Origin of the sequence: Pseudomonas sp. Os17, assembly GCF_001547895.1 — a bacterium.
Taxonomy (GTDB): Bacteria; Pseudomonadota; Gammaproteobacteria; order Pseudomonadales; family Pseudomonadaceae; genus Aquipseudomonas.
The window spans coordinates 5,394,189-5,419,315 of sequence record NZ_AP014627.1; the positions used below are offsets into that span (position 1 = coordinate 5,394,189).

General features: G+C 62.7%; 25 protein-coding genes. 14 read left to right on the forward strand and 11 right to left on the reverse strand.

All coding sequences use genetic code 11. The features are described from left to right. Position 1: 1 nt before the first annotated feature. The 4 genes from POS17_RS23680 (at position 2) to POS17_RS23695 (ending at position 5,165) form a co-directional block, all read left to right on the forward strand. Entirely contained in the window at positions 2 to 1,342 is a 1,341-nt protein-coding gene (locus tag POS17_RS23680; RefSeq protein WP_060840778.1) for an imelysin family protein, read from the forward strand. A gap of 190 nt (positions 1,343 to 1,532) precedes the next feature. Further along, positions 1,533 to 2,957 carry a di-heme oxidoreductase family protein gene (locus POS17_RS23685; RefSeq protein WP_060840779.1) on the forward strand — a complete coding sequence of 475 codons (1,425 nt, stop codon included), beginning with the start codon at positions 1,533 to 1,535 and terminating at the stop codon, positions 2,955 to 2,957. 43 nt (positions 2,958 to 3,000) lie between these two features. Beyond that, on the forward strand, positions 3,001 to 4,065 hold the full coding sequence (locus POS17_RS23690; protein ID WP_060840780.1) for an imelysin family protein: 1,065 nt from the start codon (positions 3,001 to 3,003) through the stop codon (positions 4,063 to 4,065). Between the two features lie 2 nt (positions 4,066 to 4,067). Beyond that, the gene (locus POS17_RS23695; protein ID WP_060842007.1) at positions 4,068 to 5,165 is read left to right on the forward strand and encodes a DUF1513 domain-containing protein; all 1,098 of its coding nucleotides are present in this window, start codon (positions 4,068 to 4,070) and stop codon (positions 5,163 to 5,165) included. A gap of 94 nt (positions 5,166 to 5,259) precedes the next feature. On the opposite strand, the gene POS17_RS23700 is transcribed toward POS17_RS23695, so the two are convergent. The 5 genes from POS17_RS23700 to colR all read right to left on the reverse strand — a co-directional run bounded on the left by POS17_RS23700 (position 5,260) and on the right by colR (position 9,036). After that, positions 5,260 to 5,484 carry a hypothetical protein gene (locus POS17_RS23700; RefSeq protein WP_060840781.1) on the reverse strand — a complete coding sequence of 75 codons (225 nt, stop codon included), beginning with the start codon at positions 5,482 to 5,484 and terminating at the stop codon, positions 5,260 to 5,262. Positions 5,485 to 5,486: 2 nt separating this feature from the next. After that, positions 5,487 to 6,200: a lipopolysaccharide kinase InaA family protein gene (locus POS17_RS23705; RefSeq protein WP_060840782.1), complete on the reverse strand. Its 714-nt coding sequence runs from the start codon at positions 6,198 to 6,200 to the stop codon at positions 5,487 to 5,489. Between the two features lie 3 nt (positions 6,201 to 6,203). Further along, on the reverse strand, positions 6,204 to 6,884 hold the full coding sequence (locus POS17_RS23710) for a class I SAM-dependent methyltransferase (RefSeq protein WP_060842008.1): 681 nt from the start codon (positions 6,882 to 6,884) through the stop codon (positions 6,204 to 6,206). Positions 6,885 to 7,082: 198 nt separating this feature from the next. Beyond that, complete coding sequence (locus POS17_RS23715) at positions 7,083 to 8,363, reverse strand: sensor histidine kinase (RefSeq protein ID WP_060840783.1); 1,281 nt, start codon at positions 8,361 to 8,363, stop codon at positions 7,083 to 7,085. After that, positions 8,353 to 9,036, reverse strand: coding sequence for a two-component system response regulator ColR (gene colR, locus POS17_RS23720; protein WP_060840784.1), 684 nt, complete (start codon positions 9,034 to 9,036; stop codon positions 8,353 to 8,355). The genes POS17_RS23715 and colR overlap by 11 nt, the downstream gene beginning before the upstream one ends. Positions 9,037 to 9,241: 205 nt before the next feature. On the opposite strand from colR, the gene POS17_RS23725 reads away from it, so the two are divergent. Beyond that, positions 9,242 to 11,191, forward strand: coding sequence for an LTA synthase family protein (locus POS17_RS23725; RefSeq protein ID WP_060840785.1), 1,950 nt, complete (start codon positions 9,242 to 9,244; stop codon positions 11,189 to 11,191). Between the two features lie 153 nt (positions 11,192 to 11,344). Here the strand turns inward: POS17_RS23725 and groL are convergent, their stop codons facing one another. The 4 genes from groL to POS17_RS23745 form a co-directional block, all read right to left on the reverse strand. Then, positions 11,345 to 12,988, reverse strand: coding sequence for a chaperonin GroEL (gene groL, locus POS17_RS23730; protein ID WP_016965560.1), 1,644 nt, complete (start codon positions 12,986 to 12,988; stop codon positions 11,345 to 11,347). A gap of 49 nt (positions 12,989 to 13,037) precedes the next feature. Then, positions 13,038 to 13,331 carry a co-chaperone GroES gene (locus tag POS17_RS23735; protein WP_011063093.1) on the reverse strand — a complete coding sequence of 98 codons (294 nt, stop codon included), beginning with the start codon at positions 13,329 to 13,331 and terminating at the stop codon, positions 13,038 to 13,040. 251 nt (positions 13,332 to 13,582) lie between these two features. Beyond that, a complete protein-coding gene (locus tag POS17_RS23740; protein ID WP_060840786.1) occupies positions 13,583 to 14,059 on the reverse strand; it encodes an FxsA family protein in 477 nt (158 codons plus the stop codon). A gap of 66 nt (positions 14,060 to 14,125) precedes the next feature. Continuing rightward, positions 14,126 to 14,857, reverse strand: coding sequence for a HugZ family pyridoxamine 5'-phosphate oxidase (locus POS17_RS23745; protein WP_060840787.1), 732 nt, complete (start codon positions 14,855 to 14,857; stop codon positions 14,126 to 14,128). 166 nt (positions 14,858 to 15,023) lie between these two features. Between POS17_RS23745 and POS17_RS23750 the strand changes: the two genes are divergently transcribed. Further along, on the forward strand, positions 15,024 to 15,782 hold the full coding sequence (locus POS17_RS23750; RefSeq protein ID WP_060840788.1) for an SDR family oxidoreductase: 759 nt from the start codon (positions 15,024 to 15,026) through the stop codon (positions 15,780 to 15,782). A 101-nt stretch (positions 15,783 to 15,883) separates the two neighbouring features. Here POS17_RS23750 and apbC read toward each other — a convergent pair whose 3' ends face one another. After that, complete coding sequence (gene apbC, locus POS17_RS23755) at positions 15,884 to 16,978, reverse strand: iron-sulfur cluster carrier protein ApbC (RefSeq protein WP_060840789.1); 1,095 nt, start codon at positions 16,976 to 16,978, stop codon at positions 15,884 to 15,886. 162 nt (positions 16,979 to 17,140) lie between these two features. Here apbC and metG point away from each other — a divergent pair, with 162 nt between their 5' ends. From metG to POS17_RS23795, 8 genes are all read left to right on the forward strand, one after another. Then, positions 17,141 to 19,192, forward strand: a complete 2,052-nt coding sequence (gene metG / locus POS17_RS23760) for a methionine--tRNA ligase (protein ID WP_060840790.1) — start codon at positions 17,141 to 17,143, stop codon at positions 19,190 to 19,192. A gap of 129 nt (positions 19,193 to 19,321) precedes the next feature. Beyond that, entirely contained in the window at positions 19,322 to 19,900 is a 579-nt protein-coding gene (locus POS17_RS23765) for an Rnf-Nqr domain containing protein (RefSeq protein WP_060840791.1), read from the forward strand. Further along, positions 19,897 to 21,102: an electron transport complex subunit RsxB gene (gene rsxB, locus POS17_RS23770; protein WP_060840792.1), complete on the forward strand. Its 1,206-nt coding sequence runs from the start codon at positions 19,897 to 19,899 to the stop codon at positions 21,100 to 21,102. The genes POS17_RS23765 and rsxB overlap by 4 nt, the downstream gene beginning before the upstream one ends. Further along, a complete protein-coding gene (locus POS17_RS23775) occupies positions 21,089 to 22,075 on the forward strand; it encodes an RnfABCDGE type electron transport complex subunit D (RefSeq protein WP_060840793.1) in 987 nt (328 codons plus the stop codon). Before rsxB ends, POS17_RS23775 begins: the two co-directional genes overlap by 14 nt. Before the next feature lie 2 nt (positions 22,076 to 22,077). Continuing rightward, the gene (locus tag POS17_RS23780; protein WP_060840794.1) at positions 22,078 to 22,689 is read left to right on the forward strand and encodes an RnfABCDGE type electron transport complex subunit G; all 612 of its coding nucleotides are present in this window, start codon (positions 22,078 to 22,080) and stop codon (positions 22,687 to 22,689) included. Further along, positions 22,682 to 23,278 carry an Rnf-Nqr domain containing protein gene (locus POS17_RS23785; protein ID WP_060840795.1) on the forward strand — a complete coding sequence of 199 codons (597 nt, stop codon included), beginning with the start codon at positions 22,682 to 22,684 and terminating at the stop codon, positions 23,276 to 23,278. Before POS17_RS23780 ends, POS17_RS23785 begins: the two co-directional genes overlap by 8 nt. A 7-nt stretch (positions 23,279 to 23,285) precedes the next feature. Beyond that, positions 23,286 to 23,924, forward strand: a complete 639-nt coding sequence (nth, locus tag POS17_RS23790; protein WP_060840796.1) for an endonuclease III — start codon at positions 23,286 to 23,288, stop codon at positions 23,922 to 23,924. A 107-nt stretch (positions 23,925 to 24,031) separates the two neighbouring features. Further along, the gene (locus POS17_RS23795; RefSeq protein ID WP_016965325.1) at positions 24,032 to 24,211 is read left to right on the forward strand and encodes a PA3496 family putative envelope integrity protein; all 180 of its coding nucleotides are present in this window, start codon (positions 24,032 to 24,034) and stop codon (positions 24,209 to 24,211) included. A 135-nt stretch (positions 24,212 to 24,346) separates the two neighbouring features. Here POS17_RS23795 and POS17_RS23800 read toward each other — a convergent pair whose 3' ends face one another. Continuing rightward, a complete protein-coding gene (locus POS17_RS23800) occupies positions 24,347 to 24,973 on the reverse strand; it encodes a response regulator transcription factor (RefSeq protein WP_016965324.1) in 627 nt (208 codons plus the stop codon). Positions 24,974 to 25,127: the final 154 nt, after the last annotated feature.

The following is a 25,127-nucleotide window of genomic DNA, read 5'->3' on the forward strand; positions in this document are numbered from 1 at the left end:
CATGATTCGTATGCCTCTGGCTACCGCCAGTCTGTTGGCCATCGCTATTTCCCTCGCCGGCTGCGGCGAAGGCAAAGACGACAAGGCTGCCGCTCAAGCGCCGACCCCGGCTGCCAGCACTGCCACCCCGGCCAACGACGCCGCCGGCAAGGTCGACGAAGCCGCAGCCAAGGCCGTGGTCGCGCATTACGCCGACATGGTATTTGCCGTTTACAGCGACGCCGAATCCACCGCGAAAACCCTGCAAACCGCCATCGACGCCTTCCTCGCCAAGCCCAACGACGAAACCCTGAAGGCCGCCAAGGCTGCCTGGGTGGCCGCTCGCGTGCCTTACCTGCAGAGCGAAGTGTTCCGCTTCGGCAACACCATCATCGATGACTGGGAAGGTCAGGTGAACGCCTGGCCGCTGGACGAAGGCCTGATCGACTACGTCGACAAGAGCTATGAACACGCCCTGGGCAACCCCGGCGCCACCGCCAACATCATCGCCAACACCGAGATCCAGGTCGGCGAAGACAAGATCGACGTGAAGGACATCACCCCGGAAACCCTGGCCAGCCTGAACGAGCTGGGCGGTGCCGAGGCCAACGTCGCCACCGGCTACCACGCCATCGAATTCCTGCTCTGGGGCCAGGATCTGAACGGCACCGGCCCAGGCGCCGGCGCGCGCCCAGCGTCCGACTATCTGGAAGGCGCAGGTGCTACCGGTGGCCACAACGATCGTCGTCGCGCCTATCTGAAAGCCGTGACCCAACTGCTGGTCAACGACCTGGAAGAAATGGTCGGCAACTGGAAACCGGACGTGGCCGACAACTACCGCGCCACCCTGGAAGCGGAACCGGCCGAAACCGGCCTGCGCAAAATGCTCTTCGGCATGGGCAGCCTGTCCCTGGGCGAATTGGCCGGCGAGCGGATGAAAGTGTCCCTGGAGGCCAACTCGCCTGAAGACGAACAAGACTGCTTCAGTGACAACACCCACAACTCGCACTTCTATGACGCCAAGGGCATCCGCAACGTCTACCTGGGCGAATACACCCGTGTCGACGGCACCAAGATGACCGGCGCCAGCCTGTCGTCCCTGGTGGCCAAGGCCGACCCCGCCGCCGACGCCGCCCTGAAAGCCGATCTGGCCGCTACCGAAGCCAAGATCCAGGTCATGGTCGACCACGCCAACAAGGGTGAGCACTACGACCAGCTGATCGCCGCCGGCAACGAATCCGGCAACCAGATCGTGCGCGACGCCATCGCCGCCCTGGTCAAGCAGACCGGTTCGATCGAACAGGCCGCCGGCAAGCTGGGCATCAGCGACCTGAACCCGGACAACGCCGATCACGAGTTCTGATCAGCGCCGCTGCAGGCAGAAGGCGACCTTAGGGTCGCCTTTTTTTGTCGCTGCGCGGTTCCAACGCCGTGGGTGAGCCGTCCCTCGGCAAGCTTGTCCTGGGTCAAACCAAACGATAATTCCTCTTATTCAAACTTCAGCAGCCTGTTAGACTTTGCGCCCTTGTTTTGCTCGTCTTGCAGGATGTCCGATGCCCTCGTCGCTGCTTCGCTGGTTCGCTCTGACCATGGCCCTGGGCCTGAGTGCCTGCGATGACGCTCCACGCTTTACCCAGGCCGAACCGGGTGAAGCCCGCGCCGGCGGCGCCACCACGGTCAACAAGGCGGATCGCAACGCGTTTTCCCTGCCTTCGGCCAATCTGCCAGCGACCCGGCGCCTGGACTTCAGCGTGGGCAACAGTTTCTTCCGCAACCCCTGGGTCATCGCGCCCTCCACCACCACCGCCCGCGACGGCCTGGGCCCGCTGTTCAACACCAACGCCTGCCAGAACTGCCACGTCAAGGACGGCCGCGGCCATCCGCCCGCGCCGGATGCCCTGAACGCGGTGTCCATGCTGGTGCGCCTGTCGATCCCGGATACCCCGGCCTACGCCAAGGTCATCGAACAGCTCGGCGTGGTGCCGGAACCGGTGTACGGCGGCCAGTTGCAGGACATGGCGATTCCCGGCGTCGCTCCCGAAGGCCGGGTCCGGGTCGATTACGACAGCGTGCCGGTACGGTTCAAGGACGGCAGCCTGGTGGAGTTGCGCAAGCCCAGGCTGCAGATCACCGACCTGGGTTACGGCCCGATGCATCCGGACACCGCTTTTTCAGCCCGGGTCGCGCCGCCGATGATCGGCCTGGGGCTGCTGGAAGCCATTCCCGAAGCGGCGATCCTGGCCAACGCTCAGCCCGCCACCGGCAACAACCGGATTGCCGGACGGCCCAACTGGGTCTGGGATGACGCTCAGCAAAAGACCGTGCTCGGGCGCTTTGGCTGGAAAGCCGGCCAACCCAATCTCAATCAACAAAATGTTCATGCGTTTTCCGGCGACATGGGCCTGACCACAAGCCTGCGGCCCTTCGACGACTGCACTGACGCGCAAACCGCGTGCAAGCAGGCGCCCAACGGCAATGGCCCGGACGGCGAGCCGGAGGTCAGTGACAACATCCTGCGCCTGGTGCTGTTCTATACCCGCAACCTGGCGGTACCGGCGCGCCGCGACGTCGACTCGCCCCAGGTCCTGGCGGGCAAGAACCTGTTCTTCCAGGCCGGTTGCCAGTCCTGCCACACCCCCAGTTTCACCACGGCGGCCGATGCCGCCGAACCCGAATTGGCCAACCAGGTCATACGCCCCTACAGCGACCTGCTGCTGCATGACATGGGTGAAGGCCTGGCCGACCACCGCACGGAGTTCAAGGCCGGTGGCCGCGACTGGCGCACCGCCCCCCTGTGGGGCATTGGCCTGACGGAAACCGTCAGTGGCCACACCCAGTTCCTGCATGACGGCCGTGCCCGCAACCTGATGGAAGCGGTGCTCTGGCATGGCGGCGAGGCCGAAGGCGCAAAACAACAGGTGCTCGCGTTCAACGCCGAGCAGCGCGCCGCGCTGCTGGCCTTCCTGAATTCTCTATAACGCTCGACTCAACTGCTTTCTCCACAATAAAGGGAGCCCGAACATGTTCCGCCCCAAACTGCTGTTCACCAGCCTGGCTGCACTCGCCCTGGGCGCCTGCGCGCCTCAGGACCCACAAGCCGTGACCTCGGCGGCCATCGCCAAACAGGTCATCCTGCCGACCTACAGCCGCTGGGTCGATGCCGACCGCCAGTTGGCCATCAGCGCCCTGGCCTTCTGTGAAGGCAAGGAAAGCCTGGACACCGCCCGGGCCGACTTCCTCCATGCGCAAAAGGCCTGGGCCGAGCTGCAGCCCTTGCTGATCGGTCCGCTGGCCGAGGGCAACCGCTCCTGGCAGGTGCAGTTCTGGCCGGACAAGAAAAACCTGGTGGGCCGTCAGGTCGAGCAACTGGTCAGCGCCACCCCGCAGATCGATGCCGCGGCCCTGGCCAAGTCCAGCGTGGTGGTGCAAGGCCTGTCGGCCTACGAATACATCCTCTTCGACAGCAAGATCGACATGGCCGACAGCGCGCAGAAAGCCCGCTACTGCCCATTGCTGACCGCCATCGGTGAACGCCAGAAGCAACTGGCCGAAGAGATCCTGTCGAGCTGGAACACCAACGACGGCATGCTCGCGCAGATGAGCAAGTTCCCCAACCAGCGCTACGCCGATTCCCACGAGGCCATCGCCGACCTGCTGCGGGTTCAGGTCACCGCTCTGGATACCCTGAAGAAGAAACTCGGTACGCCCATGGGCCGCCAGACCAAGGGCATCCCCCAGCCGTTCCAGGCCGATGCCTGGCGCAGCCAGTCGTCCCTGCAGGGCCTGGAAGCCAGCCTCAGCGCCGCCCAGACCGTCTGGGCCGGGGTCGACAACAAGGGCCTGCGTGGCCTGTTGCCGGCCGACCAGAAACCGTTGGCCGAGAAGATCGACGCCGCCTACGCCGCCTCGCTGAAACTCTTTGCCAGCACCCAGCGCTCGCTCACTGAAATGCTCAATGACGACGCCGGGCGCCAGCAGCTCAACGATCTGTACGACAGCCTCAACGTGGTCCACCGCCTGCACGAAGGCGAACTGGCCAAGGCGTTGGGCATCCAACTGGGCTTCAACGCCAACGACGGTGACTGATGATGCTGCGACGTCAGGCTTTGGCACTGGGCAGCCTGCTGCTCAGTGCGGTGACCTTGGGCGGCTGGACGCTGTTCAAGCAAAAGGACAAGCAGCCCCTGCTGCTGTCGGCCAGGGATGATGGTGACGGCAAGCATTACGCCGTCGGTTATCAGCTGGACGGTAAACAGGTGTTTGCTACCCAGGTCGGCCAGCGTTGCCACGACATCATCAATCACCCGCAACTGCCGATCGCGCTGTTCGTGGCCCGGCGTCCGGGCACCGAGAGCTACCTGATCGACCTGCGGGACGGCAGCCTGCTGCAAACCCTGAGCTCGCAGCCTGACCGGCATTTCTACGGCCACGCAGTGATCCACAAGGACGGCCAGTGGCTGTATGCCACCGAGAACGACACCCGTGATCCGGGGCGCGGCCTGCTGGGGGTCTACCGCTTTGAAGGCGAACGCCTGGTGCACAGCGGCGAGTTGTCCACCCATGGCATCGGTCCGCATCAAGTGTCCTGGATGCCCGACGGCGAAACCCTGGTGGTGGCCAACGGCGGTATCCGCACCGAAGCCGAAAGCCGGGTGGAGATGAACCTCGATGCCATGGAGCCGAGCCTGGTGCTGATGCAGCGTGACGGCACCCTGCTGAGCAAGGAAACCCTGGCCCAGCAGATGAACAGCGTGCGCCACATGGGCATCGCCAGCGACGGCACCATCGTCACCGGCCAGCAGTTCATGGGCGCCGCCCACGAATCCTCGGAGCTGTTGGCGATCAAGCGCCCGGGCCAGCCCTTTGCGCCTTTCCCGGTCCCCGAGCAGCAGCTGCAGGCCATGGGGCACTACACCGCCAGCGTTGCCGTCCACAGCGACTTGCGCCTGGTGGCCCTGACCGCCCCGCGGGGCAACCGCTTCTTCATCTGGGATCTGGACACTGGCGCGGTGCGGGTCGACGCGCCTCTGCCGGACTGCGCCGGGGTCGGTGCCGTGGCCGACGGCTTCGTGGTGACCTCAGGCCAAGGCCGCTGCCGCTTCTATGACTGTCGTCAGCAGCAGATTGTGGCCAAGCCCCTGGAACTGCCCGCCGGGCTCTGGGACAACCATTTGCATCTGGTCTGAACAGCCTCCGGGCAGCGGGCAGCGCCAATGCCCGAGCCCCAGACATGCCAAAGGCCTCGCATGGCGAGGCCTTTGGTTGGGCAGGAGAATAGGTTCAGCTCTGGGGTTTCAAGCCCTGGCTCATGCCGAACATGAACAACAGCAGCTCATGATCGGGCCGCGCGGCGGTTGTCGATTTGGCAACCCGCGGCAAAGGACAATGTTCCCCTTGAGCGGCACTGAGCACCTGCGTTCGCGGCTGCTCCCAGACAACCAGGGCCAAGGAAGCAACTGCCAAGGCTCCTGCCAGGAAAACACCTCGTGCAATTTCTAGCTTCATAGCTATAAACCTTTGATGGAGCTGCCAAACGCCGTTTTGTAAAAGTAGTAGAGCTTTTGCCAATCCGTGTCGTTCCACGACGAATGGCGGCGCAGTTGCTTGAGGTCGTGGGCTGCTGCTCGTTGACTGCTCAGGCGCTGCCGGCACTTCTCGAAATCCAGCAAAGCGATCTGTGGCCGGGCCTGCTCGCCCTCGCCTTCCACACGCACGAAAATATGCTTGGCGTACAGGCAGCCATGTTGCCAGCGCCCCTTGTGCATGCGCGCCAGGGTCACCGCCAGGGCCTCCAGCAAACGCTCATGGAACGCTTCACCAAGGCGCTCACGCTCACCGGCGGCGTACCAGTTGTCGATTTCCACAAAGCCATCGAGCGCCGCGGTCACCAGCAGGGCCTGCCAGCGATTCTGCGGATCGCGCCGAGCACCACAGAACACCAGTTCCGGAACCCCCACATCGAGCACCCGCAGGCCTTGCAACGCGGCGAGTTCGCGCAAGACGGTCGGTCGCCCGAAAGGGTGCAGCACGCTTCGATAAATGTGCCCGATCTGGCGCTTGGCATAGAGCAGACGCCCGCTGCTGCTCACAATGCGCTGCACACCGCTTTCACCGCCTCGACGCTGATTGGGTTCCTCGACCCATTCACCTTGTCTGTTCCAGAAGTACTCGAAGCGATCCGAGGGCGCAGCATCCATTTGCGAAGCAGATTCAACAACCATCCGTTACCTCTTTCGTAATACGTACACTCGCCACATGGCGTAGAGCGGAACAAAATCCAGGTGCTCCTGGACACGAAAACCGGCTTGCCTGAACTCTTTTTCGACGGTGGCCGCCGGTAACACGAAACGATTCTGGTAAGTCTCCGGCCCCATTGCGGACAACCGCTTGCGCTCCAGGCGCTTGCGCTTCCAGGCCTTGAAATTGCCGTCAACCCACAGCGAGATGATCACGCTGTCGCGGGTCACGCGCTGGAACTCCCGCAACAACGCCAGCCGATGCTCGGCCTGGCCCACATGGTGCAACAGCCGCATGGAAAAAATGCAGTCCACGGCGTTGTCCGGCAAATCAATGGCAAAGGCGGACGTTTGCAAAGGCCGTACCCGTCTCACCACGTCGGCAGGCTGTGCCGCCATGGCGGTGCTCAGCATAGCCGATGAATTGTCCGCGCCAATGATGACCCGGTTGGCCTTCTGCGCCAGCAACGGCCAGAAGCGGCCAGCGCCACAAGGCAGGTCCAGCACCAGCCCCGGCTCGCCGGCAGCGGCCAAGGCCGCGCGGGCCAGTTGTTCATCGCGCCAATGGGACAAACGACGGGCCAGGCCATCCTGATGCTTCTGCAGGTATTGCTCGGCGTGTTGGGCATCGTACTTGTCGGAAAATTCCAGCCTGATCGGCTTGGCCATCATCAAGGTCTCCTGTAGCTGATGGCGCCACCTTAGGCAGCGGCATGTCAGCGACAGGTCATCCCTTTGTGAAAACTTCGTACCGTCCGACAGGAAGATATTTCAGATTTTTACAGGCTGCCGGCAATGGCCTAGGGCCACAGAGGAACAAAAAACGACAAGTGACCGGCCCTGCATAACAGGGCCGGAGCAGGAAACTCAGCTCTTGGCTGGTTGCAGCTGCACGTGAAAACGACAGCCATTGGGGATCATGGTGGTGAGGCTGACGCTCCAGCCCTGGTTCTCGCAGATGCGTTGCACCAGGGACAAGCCCAAGCCCAAGCCTTCACCACGCTTTTCATCGCCGCGCACGAAGGGCTGGAACATCGCCTCGCGCTTCTCTTCGGGAATGCCCACGCCGCTGTCTTCCACCACAAACCCGCCCGGCTCAAGGCTCAGGCGAATAAAGCCCTGCTCGGTGTAGTGCAAGGCGTTGCGCAGAAGATTGCCCATCACCGCATGCAGGAAGGTGGCGTTGTAGCGAGTGTCGCCGGGCTGGCCGGGCTCGAAGATCAACTCGATGCCTTTGCCCTCGATGGACTCGCGCCACAGGCCGACCAGATCGGTGGCCGCTTGCGTCAGGGTCAGTTGCGGCGCCATGCCGGCGTCTTCTCGCTGGGCACGCGCGAGCATCAGGAAGGTCTGCACCAGTTCGCGCATCTCCTCGCAGGCCCGGGCAATCCGTTCCACCTGAGCCCGTCCGCGCGGGTCCAGCCCGGGGTTCTCCAGGAGCAGCTCACAGGAGGTGGCCAACACCATCAACGGCGTACGCAGTTCATGGCTGACATCACTGGTGAACAGCCGCTCGCGACTCAAGGCCTGACGCAAGCGCCCCAGGGTGGCGTCGAAGGCGATGGCCAACTCGCCCACCTCATCCGCGGCATAATCCGGCGCCAACGGCGGCGCCAACCCCAGTAACTGATCTCGATGCCGTACCTGACGGGCCAGGCGCACGACGGGCGCCATCACCCGGCGCGCCAGGATCCAGCCCAGGAACACCGCCAGCGCCAGGCTCAGGACGAAGCCCACCAGCACCACGGCGAACAGCACCCGCTCGCGCTCTTCGAAATCGCTCTGGTCCTGCAGCAGCACGTAACGCCGGCCGTCCACCACTTCGACCATGGCGTGGTAGGACAGCTGCTCGCGGAACACTTCATGGAAGCCTGGATCCAGATGGCGCAAGTCCTTGGGCAACTCGAAATCGCCGCGACCGCCGCTGTAGTAGAACAGTTGGTCGGGCTCGGGACGATGCCGCCAATCGTTGACGTCGTCCATCAGCAACAGGCGTTGCAGGTCGCCCCCCAGGCCGGCGGAGATGAGCTTCTCCTCCACCAGATGCACGGTCGCCACGATGCCCATGGCGAATGCCCCTGCCACCAATGCGCTCATCAAGGCAAAGGCGATGATGATGCGCTGGGCAAGGCTTTGCTTAAACTCCATCACGGCCCTCGGCCAGCCGGTAACCGACACCATGCACGGTGTGCAGCAGCGGCTTGGCAAATGGCTTGTCGATCACCTGGCGCAGTTGATGAACGTGGCTACGCAGGCTGTCGCTGTCCGGGCAATCGTCGCCCCACAGGGCTTCTTCGAGAATCTCCCGGCGCAACACATGGGGGCTCTTCTGCATCAACACCGCCAACAGCTTAAGGCCCACCGGGTTGAGCTTGAGCAGACGCCCTTCGCGGGTGACTTCGAGGGTGTCGAGGTCATAGTTGAGATCGCCCACCTGCAACGCACGGCGACCACCGCCCTGAGTACGGCGCATTACCGCCTCGATTCGCGCCGCCAGTTCCGAGAGGGCAAAAGGCTTGAGCAGGTAGTCGTCGGCGCCGGACTTGAAGCCCTGCAGCCGATCATCCAGCTGGTCGCGGGCGGTGAGCATGATCACCGGGGTGTCGCGCCGGGCATCTTCACGCAGGCGCTTGCACAGGGTGTAGCCATCGATTCCCGGCAGCATGATGTCGAGCACGATCAGGTCGTAATGCTCGGTGGCCGCCAGGTGCAGCCCGGACAGGCCATCCTGGGCGCAGTCCACGGTGTAGCCCTTGAGCCCCAGGTAGTCAGCCAGGTTGGCGAGAATATCGCGGTTGTCTTCAACCAGTAGAATTCGCATCGGAACTCTCTCCCTACACAGTTACGGCCGTCTTGGCTCGCGCAGCTTAAGGCCAAGTCCGACTCGCCGCCAGCCTTGTCTGACCGCTGCCGCAGCGCTGTTATCCAATCAATGTCTTAACGAGTTTTTCACCGAGGGTTCACAACCTGACTACAGGGACAACCTCAGACTGCGGACCGTTTTGCCCACAAGGAACACCCCCTCGATGGACCTTCTCAAGACCGCGCCCGCGCGCCTGGTACTGCTACTGACCGGCACCTGGCTGGCGATTTTCCTGCTGACCCGCAGCACCCTCCTGCTGACCCACCTCAACGAAGCCGGTAGCGGCTGGCTGCCCGTGTTCGGCGTCGGCCTGCTCTATGACCTGGGTTTCCTGGCCTACGCCGCCCTGCCCCTGGGGCTGGGCCTGTTGCTGTGCCCGGCAAGCCTTTGGCGCCGACGCGGCTTGCGCTGGCTGATGCAGGGCCTGTTCAGCATCAGCTTGTTCGCCATGCTCTTCACCGCCGTGGCGGAATGGTTGTTCTGGGATGAGTTCGGCGTGCGTTTCAACTTCATCGCCGTCGATTACCTGGTGTACTCCGACGAGGTCATGAACAACATCCTCGAGTCCTATCCCATCGGCCTGCTGATGAGCCTGCTGGCCCTGGCGGCGGTGATCCTCAGCCTGGTCCTGCGCAGGCCCCTGCTGGCCGCCCTGAACGCGCCTTTGCCGCCCCTGCGCGGTCGCCTGCTCAGCGCCCTGAGCCTGTTGCTGGTGGCCGTGGCCAGTTTGCAACTGCTCAGCCAGGACAGTCCGCGCGCCCAGGGCGGCAATGCCTATCAGAATGAGCTGGCGAGCAACGGCCCGTACCAGTTCTTTGCCGCCTTTCGCAACAACGAACTGGACTATTCACAGTTCTATCGCAGCCTGCCCGCCGAGGCCGTGGCGCGGCAGATGCGCGCCGAGCTGAACGAGCCCAATGCCCGCTTCATTGGCCAGGACCCGCTGGATATCCGCCGCGCCATCGATAACCCGGGCACACCGCGCACGCCGAATATCGTCCTGGTGACCCTCGAGAGCTTCAGTGCCAAGTACATGGGCAGCAATGGTGACGAGCGCAACCTGACCCCCAACCTCGATGCGCTGCGCCGGCAGAGCCTGTACTTCAACAATTTCTACGCCACCGGCACCCGCACCGACCGTGGCCTGGAAGCCATTACCCTGGCGATCCCGCCCACGCCCGGGCGCTCGATCGTCAAACGCATCGGTCGTGAAAGCGGCTTCGCCAGCCTGGGCCAGCAACTGCGCGCCGTGGGCTACGACAGCGTGTTCGTTTACGGCGGGCGCGGCTACTTCGACAACATGAATGCCTTTTTCAGCGGCAACGGCTACCGGGTGGTGGACCAGAGCAGCGTCGAGGAATCCGAGATCCACTTCAAGAACGCCTGGGGCATGGCCGACGAAGACCTCTATGGCCAGACCCTGAAGCTGGCCGATGCCGACTACGCCCAACAGCGGCCGTTCCTGCTGCAACTGATGACCACCTCCAACCATCGGCCGTACACCTACCCCGATGGCCGGATCGACATCAAGTCCGGCAATGGCCGTGACGGCGCGGTGAAATACACCGACTACGCCATCGGCGAGTTCCTCAAGGCCGCGCGGCAAAAGCCCTGGTTCGACAACACGATCTTCGTGTTCGTCGCCGACCACACGGCGGGCAGCGCGGGCAAGGAAGACCTGCCCATCAGCAACTATCAGATCCCGCTGTTCGTCTACGCGCCCAAACTGATCCCGGCGCGGGAAAGTGCCCAACTGGCCAGTCAGATCGACCTGGCGCCGACCCTGCTGGGGCTGTTGAACCTGGACTACGAATCGACCTTTTTCGGACGCAACCTGCTGCAGGACAACCCGCTGCCGCCTCGGGTGCTGGTGGGCAACTACCAGCACCTGGGACTGTTCGACGGACAGGACCTGGCGATTCTCAGCCCGCGCCAGGGTCTGCGCCGCCATGACCAGGCGCTGGGCGCCAGCCGGGAATCCCGGGTGCCGGACAGCGATCCACTGATCCAGCGCGGGATCAGTTACTACCAGAGCGCCAGTTATGGCTTCAAGCAGCAGTTGCTGGGCTGGAAGGCGCCAAAAGCCTCGGCGGCCGAGTTGAGTCAGCGCTGAAGTCATTCGCGGGCAAGCCCGCTCCTACAGAGGTGCATCGCTGTAGGAGCGGGCTTGCCCGCGAAGATCCAGGCGCCTCCCATATCCCAGGCATGAAAAAAGCCCCGCCGGCTTTCACCGGCGGGGCTTTTTCAGTACAGGGGTAAGGCTGGCTTACATCATGCCGCCCATGCCACCCATGCCGCCCATGTCTGGCATGCCGCCAGCTGCAGGCTTGTCTTCCACGATTTCAGCAACAGCGGCTTCGGTGGTCAGGATCAGACCGCCGATGGACGATGCAGCTTGCAGCGCGGAACGGGTCACCTTGGTTGGATCCAGGATGCCCATTTCGATCATGTCGCCGTATTCGCTGGTGGCAGCGTTGTAGCCGAAGTTGCCGGCACCTTGCTTGACCTTGTCCACCACCACGCTTGGCTCGTCGCCGGAGTTGGCAACGATCTGGCGCAGCGGCGCTTCGATAGCGCGACGCAGAACAGCGATACCCACGTCCTGATCGGCGTTGTCGCCTTTGAGGTCCTTGATGCCTTGCAGAGCACGGATCAGGGCTACACCACCGCCAGGTACCACGCCTTCTTCAACGGCTGCACGGGTAGCGTGCAGGGCGTCTTCAACGCGGGCTTTCTTCTCTTTCATTTCAACTTCGGAGCCAGCGCCAACCTTGATCACTGCAACGCCGCCGGACAGCTTGGCCAGACGCTCTTGCAGTTTTTCACGGTCGTAGTCGGACGAAGTGTCGGCCACTTGCTGACGGATCTGGGTCACACGAGCCTGGATGTCCGCTTCAACGCCAGCACCGTCGATGATGGTGGTGTTTTCTTTGGACAGGATCACGCGCTTGGCGTTACCCAGGTGCTCCAGGGTGGTGCTTTCCAGGCTCAGGCCGATCTCTTCGGAGATCACGGTACCGCCGGTCAGAACGGCGATGTCCTGCAGCATGGCCTTGCGACGGTCGCCGAAGCCTGGTGCCTTGACGGCAGCGACTTTGACGATGCCACGCATGTTGTTCACAACCAGAGTCGCCAGGGCTTCGCCTTCAACGTCTTCAGCCACGATCAGCAGTGGGCGGCCGGCTTTGGCAACGGCTTCCAGCACTGGCAGCATTTCGCGGATGTTGGAGATCTTCTTGTCCACCAGCAGGATCAGCGGGCCGTCGAGTTCGGCAACCATGGTGTCCGGCTTGTTGATGAAGTAAGGGGACAGGTAGCCACGGTCGAATTGCATGCCTTCTACGACAGACAGTTCGTTTTCCAGGCCCGAGCCTTCTTCAACGGTGATCACGCCTTCCTTGCCGACTTTTTCCATGGCTTCGGCAATGATGTCGCCGATGGAGTTGTCGGAGTTGGCGGAGATGGTGCCGACCTGAGCAATGGCGCGGGAATCAGCGCAAGGCTTGGACAGACCTTTCAGCTCTTTGACGATGGCGATGGTGGCCTTGTCGATACCGCGCTTCAGATCCATCGGGTTCATGCCGGCAGCGACGGCTTTCAGGCCTTCGTTGACGATCGACTGAGCCAGAACGGTGGCGGTGGTGGTGCCGTCGCCAGCGTCATCGTTGGCACGGGAGGCAACGTCTTTGACCAGCTGCGCGCCCATGTTTTCGAAGCGATCTTTCAGCTCGATTTCTTTGGCAACGGAAACGCCGTCCTTGGTGATGGTCGGAGCGCCGAAGCTCTTCTCGATGATCACGTTACGGCCTTTCGGGCCGAGGGTCGCTTTTACCGCGTCAGCCAGAACGTTGACACCGGTGAGCATTTTCTTGCGGGCGGAATCGCCGAATTTAACTTCTTTAGCAGCCATGATCGATATTCCTTAAATACTGTGTAGTAGCGGGAAAATACGCGGGAAATCAGCCTTCGATAACAGCGAGAATCTCGTTCTCGGCCATTACCAGCAGATCTTCGCCATCGACTTTCACGGTGTTGCTGCCGGAGTACGGGCCAAACACCACTTTGTCACCCACTTTCACGGCCAGCGCACGTACTTCACCGTTGTCCAGCACACGGCCGGTACCTACAGCGACGATTTCGCCACGGTTAGGTTTTTCAGCAGCCGAACCAGGCAGAACGATGCCGCCGGCAGTTTTCGATTCTTCTTCGCTGCGACGGATGACGACGCGGTCATGCAGAGGACGAAGCTTCATTGTCGATCTCTCCTAATTGTGGTTTTCAACGGCCGGTGTCGACACCGGCGGGTTAACAAATCCGGCTGTGCCGGGTGCGACTCGACAAGCGAGCCGCGGAAGTCTGTCTGGTGTAAGCACCAGAAACCTTGCGGTGACCGTTACATAAGGGCGCATAAGGTTATTACAAGGGCTGACCGGTGATTTTTTTTGCGGTGCTTGCACCAAAACGAACACGGCACCCGAAGGTGCCGTGCAGTGGAGCCGCCAAGTTACGAGTCGCGATGCTCGAACTCGCCCTCGATGACATTGGGCTCGCGGCCCAATGGCTGTTGCGGCGCAGGGCCGCCGCGGGCCGCGCGCATGTCATCGGCAAAAGCGCGTTGACGCAGGGCCTGCTCCTCGGCGCGCTGGCGCATCTTGTTGGCCAGCAGGCGACGGCTGATCGGCAGCAGCATCAACAGGCCGAATACATCACTGATGAAACCGGGCAGGATCAGCAGGCCGCCGCCCAGGGCCAGCATCAGCCCCTCGAGCATCTGCTGGGCCGGCAGTTCGCCGCGATTGAGACTCTCACGGGCACGCAGTGCCGTGGCCAGACCGGCCACGCGCAACACCAGCACACCGAGCATCGAACCGAGAATGATCAGCAGCAGGGCCGGGAAAAACCCGATGGCCGCGCTGACCTTGACGAAGACGAACAGCTCCAGCACCGGGAACAGTAAAAAGAGCAACAGGTAAGGGCGCATCAAATGGTTTCCTCTGCGGAAGAATGCCTTCCAGTAGACCGTAAATGACGTCGCCAATTCGTGAATTCAAGCGCCAACGGCTGGATTTTTCGGCCATTGATCGGCGTGAGCCAGGAAAACCAGGGCTTCGCGTACTTGTGTCGGCGTGTTGCAAGGCGCCTGGAACGGCAGCCAGTAAAGGGCCTGGCCAATGCGCAGGTGCATGCCTTCGGCATCGATCCCGACCAGTTGCGCCGGCTCGCTGTCGGGCAGCCCGGTCAGCTCGACGTAATGGGCGATGGCCTTGGCATGATCGCTGTTCATGTGATCCACCATGCTCGACTCGGCCTTGCCGGCGAACGGGTTGGCCAGGGTCACCTGATCGATCCAGTGGATCGCCCCAAAGCCGCCGATGTAACGATGACGCACCGGCTTGAGTACCCAGAAATCGAAATCGTGGGCCTTGTGGTAGTTCTGCGATTCGGGGAAGTAGCGGTAGTAGCGCTCGGCCGCGGCAGCGATTGCCTGTTCATCCTCGAGTTTTTCGGCCTCGGCCAGATAGGTCAGGCGTCCGACCGCCTGCACGTCGTCGGCATCGCGCTCGCCCACCAGCAGCGAACACTTGGAGTCCTTCTGCAGGTTGTGCGTGTGTTGGGCAATGCGACTGATCAGAATCAGTGGCCGTCCCTCGGCGTCCAGGCAGTACGGCACCACGGAGCCAAAGGGAAAGCCGGGCATGGCCTTGGAGTGAGTCGACAGCACCCCGCGATACTCCTTGAGCAGCAGTTCTCGTGCATTTTTCGCAGCTTCAACGCTCACTTTGTGACTCCTCATGTAAAATCCGTCGAAAACGGACGGGCGCCTGGAGCATTGTTCCAGCTACGCCGACAGGGCAATTCTCATCTGCAGCCAGGCCAGATCCGGCAGTCAGCCGAGGTTCCCCTACCAAGGACAACCCCTCAAGACCTGCTAGCGGGACATGCGAATGCAACTCACTGACAAAGTAATCATGATCACCGGCGGTTGCCAAGGCCTGGGCCGCTCCATGGCCGAGTATTTCGCGGCCAAGGGCGCGCGGCTGGCCCTGGTCGATCTCAACCAGGAAAAACTCGATCAGGCGGTCGCCGCCTGCCAGGCCCTGGGCGTCGAGGCCCGTGCCTATCTGTGCAATGTCGCCAATGAAGAACAGGTGAGCCACACGGTGGCCCAGGTGGCCGAGGACTTCGGCGCCATCCACGGCCTGATCAACAATGCCGGGATCCTGCGCGACGGCCTGCTGGTCAAGGTCAAGGACGGTGAAATGACCAAGATGAGCCTGGCCCAGTGGCAAGCGGTGATCGACGTCAACCTGACCGGGGTATTCCTCTGCACCCGTGAAGTGGCGGCAAAAATGATCGAGCTGAACAACAGCGGCACGATCATCAACATCTCCTCGATCTCCCGCGCCGGCAATATTGGCCAGACCAACTATTCCGCGGCCAAGGCCGGGGTCGCGGCGGCCACCGTGACCTGGGCCAAGGAACTGGCGCGCTATGGCATCCGCGTGGCCGGTATTGCCCCGGGCTTTATCGAAACCGAGATGACCTTGGGCATGAAGCCTGAAGCCCTGGAGAAGATGACCTCGGGGATTCCCCTCAAGCGCATGGGCAAGCCGGAAGAGATCGCCCACTCGGCGGCGTACATCTTCGAGAACGACTATTACACCGGACGCATCCTGGAGTTGGATGGCGGCCTGCGGGTCTGATCCTGTCATCGCAACGTTAGGAGCCGGCTTGCCGGCCAAGGCGATCTTGCCAGCGCCTGCGCCGGCAAGCCGGCTCCTGCCTGATCCACCCGCCTGGGGTTTCAGTCGTCGCTGATGGTGATGTTGGGCATCGCCGGCGCCGCGGCTTCCTGCAATACGATGCGCGCCCCCACATGCCGCGCCAGTTCCTGATAGACCATGGCGATCTGGCTTTCCGGCTCGGCGATCACCGTCGGCTTGCCGCCGTCGGCCTGCTCACGGATCAGCATCGACAGCGGCAGCGAGGCCAGCAGTTCGACGCCGTACTGGCTGGCCAGTTTCTCACCGCCGCCCTCACCGAACAGATGCTCGGCATGACCGCAGTTGGAGCAGATGTGCACCGCCATGTTCTCCACCACCCCCAGCACCGGGATGTTGACCTTGCGGAACATCTCCACGCCCTTGCGTGCATCCAGCAGGGCCAGGTCCTGAGGCGTGGTGACGATCACCGCCCCGGCCACCGGGACTTTCTGCGCCAGGGTCAGCTGGATGTCGCCGGTGCCTGGCGGCATGTCGATCACCAGGTAGTCGAGGTTGCCCCAGTCGGTCTGGGTCACCAGTTGCAGCAAGGCGCCCGAAACCATTGGCCCGCGCCAGACCATGGGCGTGTTGTCGTCAGTGAGGAAGGCCATGGACATGACTTCGACCCCGTGGGACTCAATGGGCACGAACCACTTCTGGTCCTTGATCTTTGGCCGGGTGCCTTCGGCGATGCCGAACATGATGCCCTGGCTCGGACCATAGATATCGGCATCGAGAATCCCCACCTTGGCGCCTTCGCGGGCCAGGGCCAGGGCCAGGTTGGCGGCGGTGGTGGACTTGCCCACACCGCCCTTGCCGGACGCCACCGCCACCACGTTCTTGACGTTGGCCAGGCCCGGGATCTGCGCCTGGGCCTTGTGCGCGGCGATCACGCTGGTGATCTCGACCTTGGCCGAACCGACGCCGTCCAGGCCTTCGATGGCCAATTGCAGCATCTGCGCCCAGCCGCTCTTGAACAGACCGGCGGCATAACCCAACTCCATGCGGACCGTGACCCGGTCGCCCTGGACGTCGATGTCCCGCACACAGCCGGCGCTGACCGGGTCCTGGTTCAGGTAAGGGTCGGTGTACTGGCGAAGGACGGCTTCCACCGCTGCGCGATTGACGGCGCTCATGGGCAACTCCGATAACAAGACTGGAAAATCAGCCGGCTATCCTACGCCGCCGACTCCTTCGTGGCGAGGGAGCCCGCTGCGTACAATCTGTCCGGAAGGGTGAAAAATCCGCGCCGGCGCTTTATAGTGGCCGACCTCCGTTTCATCAAGTAGCCGAGCCCCATGTCCGAGCCACGCAAGATCCTCGTCACCAGCGCCCTGCCCTATGCCAATGGTTCCATCCACCTTGGCCACATGCTTGAGTACATCCAGACCGACATGTGGGTGCGCTTCCAGAAGCATCGCGGCAACCAATGCATCTATGTCTGCGCGGACGACGCACACGGCTCGGCCATCATGTTGCGCGCGGAAAAGGAAGGCATCACCCCGGAACAACTGATCGCCAACGTCCAGGCCGAACACAGCGCCGACTTTGCCGACTTCCTGGTGGACTTCGACAACTTCCACTCGACCCACGCCGAGGAAAACCGCGAGCTGTCGAGCCAGATCTACCTCAAGCTGCGCGACGCCGGGCACATCGCCACGCGCTCCATCACCCAGTATTTCGACCCGGAAAAGAAAATGTTCCTGGCCGACCGCTTCATCAAGGGCACCTGCCCGAAATGCGGCACTGAGGACCAGTACGGCGACAACTGCGAAAAATGCGGCGCCACCTATGCCCCCACCGACCTGAAGGATCCGAAGTCGGCGATCTCCGGCGCCACTCCGGTGCTCAAGGATTCCCAGCACTTCTTCTTCAAGCTGCCGGACTTCCAGCAGATGCTGCAAAGCTGGACCCGCAGCGGCACCCTGCAGGACGCCGTGGCCAACAAGATCGCCGAGTGGCTGGATGCCGGCCTGCAGCAGTGGGACATTTCCCGCGACGCGCCGTACTTCGGCTTCGAGATCCCCGACGAGCCGGGCAAATACTTCTACGTGTGGCTGGACGCACCAATCGGCTACATGGCCAGCTTCAAGAACCTCTGCAACCGTCGTCCGGAGCTGGATTTCGACGCGTTCTGGGGCAAGGATTCCACCGCCGAGCTGTACCACTTCATCGGCAAGGACATCGTCAACTTCCATGCCCTGTTCTGGCCCGCCATGCTTGAAGGCGCCGGCTACCGCAAGCCGAGTGGCATCAACGTCCACGGCTACCTGACGGTCAATGGCCAGAAGATGTCCAAGTCCCGCGGCACCTTCATCAAGGCCCGCACCTACCTGGAGCACCTGTCGCCGGAATACCTGCGCTACTACTACGCCTCCAAGCTGGGCCGTGGCGTCGACGACCTGGACCTGAACCTCGAAGACTTCGTGCAGAAGGTCAACTCCGACCTGGTGGGCAAGGTGGTCAACATCGCCAGCCGTTGCGCCGGTTTCATCCACAAAGGCAATGCCGGGGTGATGGTCGACAGCAATGCCGCCCCCGAGCTGACCGAGGCCTTCCTGGCCGCCGCACCAAGCATCGCCGACGCCTATGAAGCCCGCGACTTTGCCCGCGCCATGCGCGAAATCATGGCCCTGGCCGACCGCGCCAACGCCTGGATCGCCGACAAGGCCCCATGGTCGCTGAACAAGCAGGAAGGCAAGCAGGCCGAGGTGCAGGCCATCTGCGCCACCGGCATCAACCTGTTCCGCCAGTTGGTGATCTTCCTCAAGCCGGTGCTGCCGCTGCTGGCCGCCGATGCCGAGGCGTTCCTCAACGTGGCGCCGCTGACCTGGAACGACCACCAGCACCTGCTGGCCAACCATCAGCTCAACGAATTCAAGCCGCTGATGACGCGGATCGACCCGGTAAAAGTACAAGCCATGACCGACGCCTCGAAAGAAGACCTGACCGCCAGCCAGACCGACACCGGTGCCGCAGCACCTGCAGGCAACGGCGAACTGGCCAAGGATCCGCTGTCGCCGGAAATCGACTTCGACACCTTCGCCGCCGTCGACCTGCGTGTCGCCCTGATCGTCAAGGCCGAAGCCGTGGAAGGTGCCGACAAGCTGCTGCGCCTGACCCTGGATATCGGTGATGAGCAACGCAACGTGTTCTCCGGAATCAAGAGCGCCTACCCGGACCCGTCCAAGCTGGATGGTCGCCTGACCATGATGATCGCCAACCTCAAGCCGCGGAAAATGAAGTTCGGCATTTCCGAGGGCATGGTGATGGCTGCCGGCCCTGGCGGCGAAGAGATCTACCTGCTGAGCCCGGACAGCGGCGCCAAGCCTGGCCAGCGGATCAAGTAAGCCTCCACGCAGCCCCCCATCCCCCCGTCGCGCCCAGGCGCAACGGGGGGATTTGCATATCTGGCGACCCTGCGTGCGCGCAGAGTTTGCCTACTCTTGAGGGATAGCCTGCCCGCACCGGCCGCCACCATGACCCAGTTCCTGCTCGCCCTTTTCAGCACCGTCCTGATCAACAACTTCGTGTTGCAATGGCCGCTGGGCGTCGATCCGCTGTTGCAGGCCGACGGTAGCAACCGGCAACGGGTTCATGCCCTGGGGCTGGCGACCACGGTGTTGATGCTGCTCAGCAGCGTGCTGGGGCATATCCTTTACCGTGGGCTGTTGCAGCCCTGGGGGCTGGCGGCGCTGCAATTGTTCATCTGGCTGCCATTGAGCCTGTTGCTGATCAAACCGCTGCTGAAGCTGCTGTCCCGGGCCCTGCCGCGCTTGCCGTTCGAAGGCCTCTGGCCCTTGCTTCTGGGCAATGCCGGCATGCTCGGCCTGCTGCTGATCGGCACCCGGGACGATCTGGACCTGGCCACCCTCAGTGCCATGAGCCTGGGCGCCGGACTGGGTTTCTGGCTGGTGCTGAGTCTGTTCAGCGACTTGCGCCAGCGTATTTCCACCAACGATATTCCCCTGCCCTGGCGCGGCTTGCCGATCGACCTGATCAGCGCCGGTCTCATGGCGGTGGCGTTTTTCGGCTTCAACGGACTGATCAAAACATGAGTCTGATTCAACGCATCGATGCCCTGCTGCCCCAGACCCAATGCGGCAAGTGCGGCCATCCCGGATGCAAGCCCTACGCCCAGGGCATCGCCAACGGCGAGGCCATCAACAAGTGCCCGCCCGGAGGCCAGGAAACCATTGCCGGCCTGGCGCAACTGTTGCAGTTACCGGTACTGGAACTGGACCGCAGCCGCGGCGAAGCGCCGGCACAGATCGCCCATATCCGCGAGGCGGAGTGCATTGGCTGTACCAAGTGCATCCAGGCCTGCCCGGTGGACGCCATCGTCGGCGCGGCCAAATGGATGCACAGCGTGCTGATCGACGAATGCACCGGTTGCGACCTGTGCGTGGCGCCTTGTCCGGTGGACTGCATCGATATGCTGCCGCTCCCGGAGGCCAAGGTGGTGCCGATTGTTGGCGGCCTGGCCACCAGCCCCGAGCAACTGCAGGCCCGCAACAGCAAGCGCGAACAGGCGCGACGGCGCTTCGAACAACGCAACGAGCGCTTGCAACGGGAAGAAGCCCGGCGCCTGGCCGAGCGTCAGGCTCGCGCGCAGAAAGCCGCGCAGGCTGCCGACGACAGCCAGAATCCGCTGCAGGCTGCCATCGAACGGGTCCGCGCGCAGAAAGCCGCTGCCGACGACGCGGCGCTGAAAAAAGCCAAGATCGAGCTGGCCATGAGCCGGGCTCAATTGCACAAATCCCTCAAGGCCTTCGGCCACCCACCGACCTTCGAGCAGCAGGCACAGCTCATCGTGCTGCAGCGTCAGTTCGAAGCCGCCGAGCAGGCCCTGGCTCAGCTGGAGTCGGCGGCGCCAGCTGCGGCGGCCCCCGTGGCCAAGGACGCCGAACTCAAGCGGGCAAAGATCCAGCTGGCCACCCGCCGCGCCGAACTGAAAAAGGCCCAGGCAGCGCAAGCCTCCGACGCCGAGCTACACGCCTTGAGCGCCGCCCTGGCGGCCGCCGAACAGGCGCTGCACGCCGCCGAGGACGCCAGCGGCAAACCGGCCCCGGTACTGATGCGTAGCGAAAAGCGCCCGATCGATCCGCAACTGCGGCAACTGAAAACCGAACTGGCCTACGCCCGCGCCGAACTGAACAAGCTGCAGCGCCAGCCTGACACTCATGCCGAGCAACTGGCCCAGGCTCAAGCGCGCTTGCACGAGGCCGAACGCCAGGTGAAGGCCCATGCTGACTGCTGACGGCGTCGACCAGCGCCTGCGCCAGGCCATGCAGCGCGTGCTGCTGGCCACGCTGCCCGGGCTGCTGGTGTTGCTGTGGTGGTTCGGCTGGGGCGTACTGCTCAACCTGTTGCTGGCGATAGGCGGCTCCCTGGCCATGGAAGCCCTGGCGCTGTTGCTGAGAAAGCGTGCGCTGCCAACCGGCCTTGGCGACGGCAGCGCCCTGGTCAGCGCCACCTTGCTGGCCCTGGCGTTGCCACCTTACTGCCCCTGGTGGCTGCCGCTCAGCGCCGCGGCGGCAGCCATTGCCCTGGGCAAGCAGGTGTACGGTGGAGTCGGCCAGAACCCGTTCAATCCGGCGATGCTCGGATACGCCCTGGCCTTATTGTGCTTTCCCCAATCGATGACCCATTGGCCCGCGCCGCACGCCATGGACCTGGGCGCGGGGCTGCAACACGTCTTCGGCCTCTCTAACGGCCTGCAAGCGGATGCCTGGGCCCAGGCCACGGCGCTGGACAGTCTGCGCATCAACAAGAGCCTGACCCTCGACGAACTCTTTGCCAGCAACCCGGCCTTCGGCCATTTCGGCGGTCGGGCCGCGCAATGGATCAACCTGGGATTTCTTGCCGGAGGCCTGTTTCTGCTGCAGCAGCGGGTCATCGGCTGGCAGGCGCCGGTGGGCATGCTGGGCAGCCTCCTGGTCATCAGCCTGGTGTGCTGGAACGGCACGGGCTCGGACTCCCACGGTTCACCGCTGTTTCATCTGCTCAGCGGCGCCAGCATGCTCGGCGCGTTCTTTATCGTCACCGAGCCGGTATCGGGACCCAAGACGGAAAAAGCCAGGTTGCTGTTTGGTGTCGGTGTCGGCCTGCTGACCTACCTGATCCGGACGTGGGGCGGCTACCCCGACGGCGTCGCCTTCGCCGTGCTGCTGATGAACCTGGCGGTGCCGGGACTGGAACGCCTGTGCGCGGCAAAACGGGAGAACGCTTGAGCATGAAAAAATCCAGCGCTCTGCTCCTGCTGGCCCTGCTCGGTTTGCTGGGCGTGGCGGCGACCTTGTGGCTGCACTCGGTTGCGGCGCCGCGTATCGCCGCCGAACAACGGGCACTGCAGGCGCGCAAGTTGCTCGACCTGCTGCCTGTTGCCAGCTACGACAACCAGCCCCTGGAGCAGCCACTGCCTCTAAGGGATGTGCAACTGGACAACAGCCGCTTGCTGCAGGGCTACCTGGCCACCCGCCAGGGTCAGCCCAGCGCCGTGCTGTTGCGCAGCCAGGTCAGCGGTTATGCCGGCCCCATCGAGCTGTTGATCGCCATCGACAGCCAGGGCCGGCTGCTGGGCAGCAAGACCCTCCGACAAGATGAAACTCCCGGCCTGGGCGCCAGGATCGCTGATCAGCCCAACCCCTGGTTGCAAGGCTTTGCCGGCAAGTCTCGCAGTGATCCGGGCGATGCCGCCTGGGCGCTGAAGAAGGACAGCGGCCAGTTCGATCAGATTGCCGGCGCCACCATCACCTCCCGCGCTGTCATCAGTGCCCTGCACGATGCCTTGCGCTACTTCGACGAACATCGCCAGCAACTGCTCACGGGGGCCGCCCATGAGTAAGCCGCTGACATTGCCGGGCCTGCTGATGCTGACGCCGCTGATCGGTGCCACCGACTCCTGGGTCAAGGCCCTGGGCCTGGCCCTGGCATCCGGGCTGCTGCTCAGCTTGTTTGGGGCCGCCATGGGCCTGTTGCGAGCAGCGCTGCAACGCCAGCAGCAGTGGCTCGCCAGCCTGCTGCTCGGAGCGTCCCTCGGCAGTTGCCTGTGGCTGGCGCTGCAGGCATTGAGTTACGAACTGCACCAGCAGTTGAGCCTGTACCTGGGCCTGCTGCCCCTGCAATGCGTGATACTGGAACAGGCGGGCTTCTTCCAGCACCGCGAGCGACTGCACCTGGCCGCTGGCTACTGTGGCGCACTGGTGCTGCTGGGCGCACTGCGCGAACTGCTGGGCACCGGCGCCTTGGGCAGCCATCTGGGCTGGCTTGTCGGCCAGAGCGGTGACAGCACCGGCTGGGTGCTGCTACCCCAGGGCGGCTTGCGCCTGCTGACTCTGGCCCCCGGGGGCTTTATCCTGCTGGGCCTGTTGCTGGCGGCAAAGCGGGCCTGGACCGCCTCATCGCCCTTCAACCGACAGTCTTCGAGGAAATGAACCACCCATGAATGCCGCCAAACGCCTGGAAATATTTCGCCGACTTCATGAAGACAATCCCGAGCCCAAGACCGAACTGGCCTATTCCTCGCCGTTCGAGCTGCTGATCGCGGTGATTCTTTCGGCGCAATCGACCGACGTCGGGGTCAACAAGGCGACCGCCAAACTCTTCCCCGTGGCCAATACACCCGCGGCGATTCACGCCCTGGGGGTCGAAGGCCTGTCCGAGTACATCAAGACCATCGGCCTGTACAACAGCAAGGCCAAGAACGTCATCGAAACCTGCCGCCTGCTGGTGGAACGCCACAACAGCGAAGTGCCACAAACCCGGGAAGAACTGGAAGCCCTGCCCGGTGTCGGGCGCAAGACCGCCAACGTGGTCCTCAACACCGCCTTCCGGCAGCTGACCATGGCGGTGGACACCCACATCTTCCGGGTCAGCAACCGCACCGGCCTGGCCCCGGGCAAGAACGTGGTGGAAGTGGAGAAAAAGCTGCTCAAGTTCGTGCCCAAGGAGTTCCTGCTGGACTCCCATCACTGGCTGATCCTGCACGGACGCTATGTCTGCCTGGCCCGCAAGCCACGCTGCGGCAGCTGTCGAATCGAAGACCTGTGCGAATACAAGCAGAAGACTTCCGACGATTGAGGAAGCATTGATTTTGCCAATGAGTCGATTGAAAAAATCTTTTTTACCCGCCAGGAGAATATCGATATAAGGAGCGCCAATGGCAGTCTTAGCCTGGAGTTGACCTTATGAGCACTGGCAAAGAACAACTGGACGTAGAAGAAGACTTCATCGCCGCGGAAACAGACGATGTCGAACCGGTGGTCGAAGTGGCGAAAACCAATCTGAGCAAGCGCCGCACCATCGACAATCTTCTGGAAGAGCGGCGTCTGCAGAAACAACTGGCCGATTACGACTTTGACCTGTAGTCGCAAAAGAACCTCCATGCGGAGGTTTTTTTGTGCCTGTCTTGCCGTCACGCCCGGCCGATCAGCCTCGCGGCATGACCGGCCCTATCCGTACTTTCAGGCCTGGCAGTCCAGCATCGTCTCGGACAGCAAGGCTCACGCCAACTGATGGCGCTGGGCAAACTCGATCAGGTCAACCAATGAACGCGCGTTGAGCTTGGCCAATAACCGCCGCTTGTAAGTACTGACCGTCTTGTTGCTCAGGCACAGGCCTTCAGCAATCTCCTTGTTACTCATGCCATTGGTGAGCTGTTTCAATACGATCAACTCACGTCCGGAAAGAAGCTCGATCATTTCTTCCTCGCTGCTGATGCCCTGGCTGGAACGAAAAGTGTGCAACGCCTCGTTGGGAAAGTAGCTGTAACCCGCCAATACCGCCCGTACCGCACTGATCAGCTCGGTAATGTCCTGCTGCTTGCACACGTAGCCGGCGGCACCGGCCTGCATGCAGCGCATGGAAAAGGGCCCTGGCGCTTGCAGCGTCAATACCAGGATCTTGATCGGCAAACTTCTGAACATGAGGCGAGCTATAACTTCAAGTCCATCCAGTTGTGGTATGCCAATATCCAGAATCAAGATATCGGGAACATATTCAAGAGCCAACTTCAATGCGTCCGTACCGTTATCTGCTTCTGCCACTACTTCAAAGCCATGACGCTCCATCAACATGCGAACAGCGAGGCGAACAACAGGATGATCGTCCACGATCAATACTCTTTTCATAGGTCCATCCAAGTACTTAGAGTTTTTTAGAGCCCGCACAATACCCCAGAGAATTGACTCTGACACCGTGCCAAAAGGGGCTACGAGCCTACGAGGACGATCCTTACAAACAATACCGATTTACCTTACAAAATAAATTAGATAAAGGGCGTTC

Coding starts and splice junctions, on each gene's coding strand:
- POS17_RS23680 (WP_060840778.1), top strand. CDS start 2: ATGATTCGTATGCCTCTGGCTACCGCCAGTCTGTTGGCCATCGCTATT.
- POS17_RS23685 (WP_060840779.1), top strand. CDS start 1,533: ATGCCCTCGTCGCTGCTTCGCTGGTTCGCTCTGACCATGGCCCTGGGC.
- POS17_RS23690 (WP_060840780.1), top strand. CDS start 3,001: ATGTTCCGCCCCAAACTGCTGTTCACCAGCCTGGCTGCACTCGCCCTG.
- POS17_RS23695 (WP_060842007.1), top strand. CDS start 4,068: ATGCTGCGACGTCAGGCTTTGGCACTGGGCAGCCTGCTGCTCAGTGCG.
- POS17_RS23700 (WP_060840781.1), bottom strand. CDS start 5,484: ATGAAGCTAGAAATTGCACGAGGTGTTTTCCTGGCAGGAGCCTTGGCA.
- POS17_RS23705 (WP_060840782.1), bottom strand. CDS start 6,200: ATGGTTGTTGAATCTGCTTCGCAAATGGATGCTGCGCCCTCGGATCGC.
- POS17_RS23710 (WP_060842008.1), bottom strand. CDS start 6,884: ATGGCCAAGCCGATCAGGCTGGAATTTTCCGACAAGTACGATGCCCAA.
- POS17_RS23715 (WP_060840783.1), bottom strand. CDS start 8,363: ATGGAGTTTAAGCAAAGCCTTGCCCAGCGCATCATCATCGCCTTTGCC.
- colR (WP_060840784.1), bottom strand. CDS start 9,036: ATGCGAATTCTACTGGTTGAAGACAACCGCGATATTCTCGCCAACCTG.
- POS17_RS23725 (WP_060840785.1), top strand. CDS start 9,242: ATGGACCTTCTCAAGACCGCGCCCGCGCGCCTGGTACTGCTACTGACC.
- groL (WP_016965560.1), bottom strand. CDS start 12,988: ATGGCTGCTAAAGAAGTTAAATTCGGCGATTCCGCCCGCAAGAAAATG.
- POS17_RS23735 (WP_011063093.1), bottom strand. CDS start 13,331: ATGAAGCTTCGTCCTCTGCATGACCGCGTCGTCATCCGTCGCAGCGAA.
- POS17_RS23740 (WP_060840786.1), bottom strand. CDS start 14,059: ATGCGCCCTTACCTGTTGCTCTTTTTACTGTTCCCGGTGCTGGAGCTG.
- POS17_RS23750 (WP_060840788.1), top strand. CDS start 15,024: ATGCAACTCACTGACAAAGTAATCATGATCACCGGCGGTTGCCAAGGC.
- apbC (WP_060840789.1), bottom strand. CDS start 16,978: ATGAGCGCCGTCAATCGCGCAGCGGTGGAAGCCGTCCTTCGCCAGTAC.
- metG (WP_060840790.1), top strand. CDS start 17,141: ATGTCCGAGCCACGCAAGATCCTCGTCACCAGCGCCCTGCCCTATGCC.
- POS17_RS23765 (WP_060840791.1), top strand. CDS start 19,322: ATGACCCAGTTCCTGCTCGCCCTTTTCAGCACCGTCCTGATCAACAAC.
- rsxB (WP_060840792.1), top strand. CDS start 19,897: ATGAGTCTGATTCAACGCATCGATGCCCTGCTGCCCCAGACCCAATGC.
- POS17_RS23775 (WP_060840793.1), top strand. CDS start 21,089: ATGCTGACTGCTGACGGCGTCGACCAGCGCCTGCGCCAGGCCATGCAG.
- POS17_RS23780 (WP_060840794.1), top strand. CDS start 22,078: ATGAAAAAATCCAGCGCTCTGCTCCTGCTGGCCCTGCTCGGTTTGCTG.
- POS17_RS23785 (WP_060840795.1), top strand. CDS start 22,682: ATGAGTAAGCCGCTGACATTGCCGGGCCTGCTGATGCTGACGCCGCTG.
- nth (WP_060840796.1), top strand. CDS start 23,286: ATGAATGCCGCCAAACGCCTGGAAATATTTCGCCGACTTCATGAAGAC.
- POS17_RS23795 (WP_016965325.1), top strand. CDS start 24,032: ATGAGCACTGGCAAAGAACAACTGGACGTAGAAGAAGACTTCATCGCC.
- POS17_RS23800 (WP_016965324.1), bottom strand. CDS start 24,973: ATGAAAAGAGTATTGATCGTGGACGATCATCCTGTTGTTCGCCTCGCT.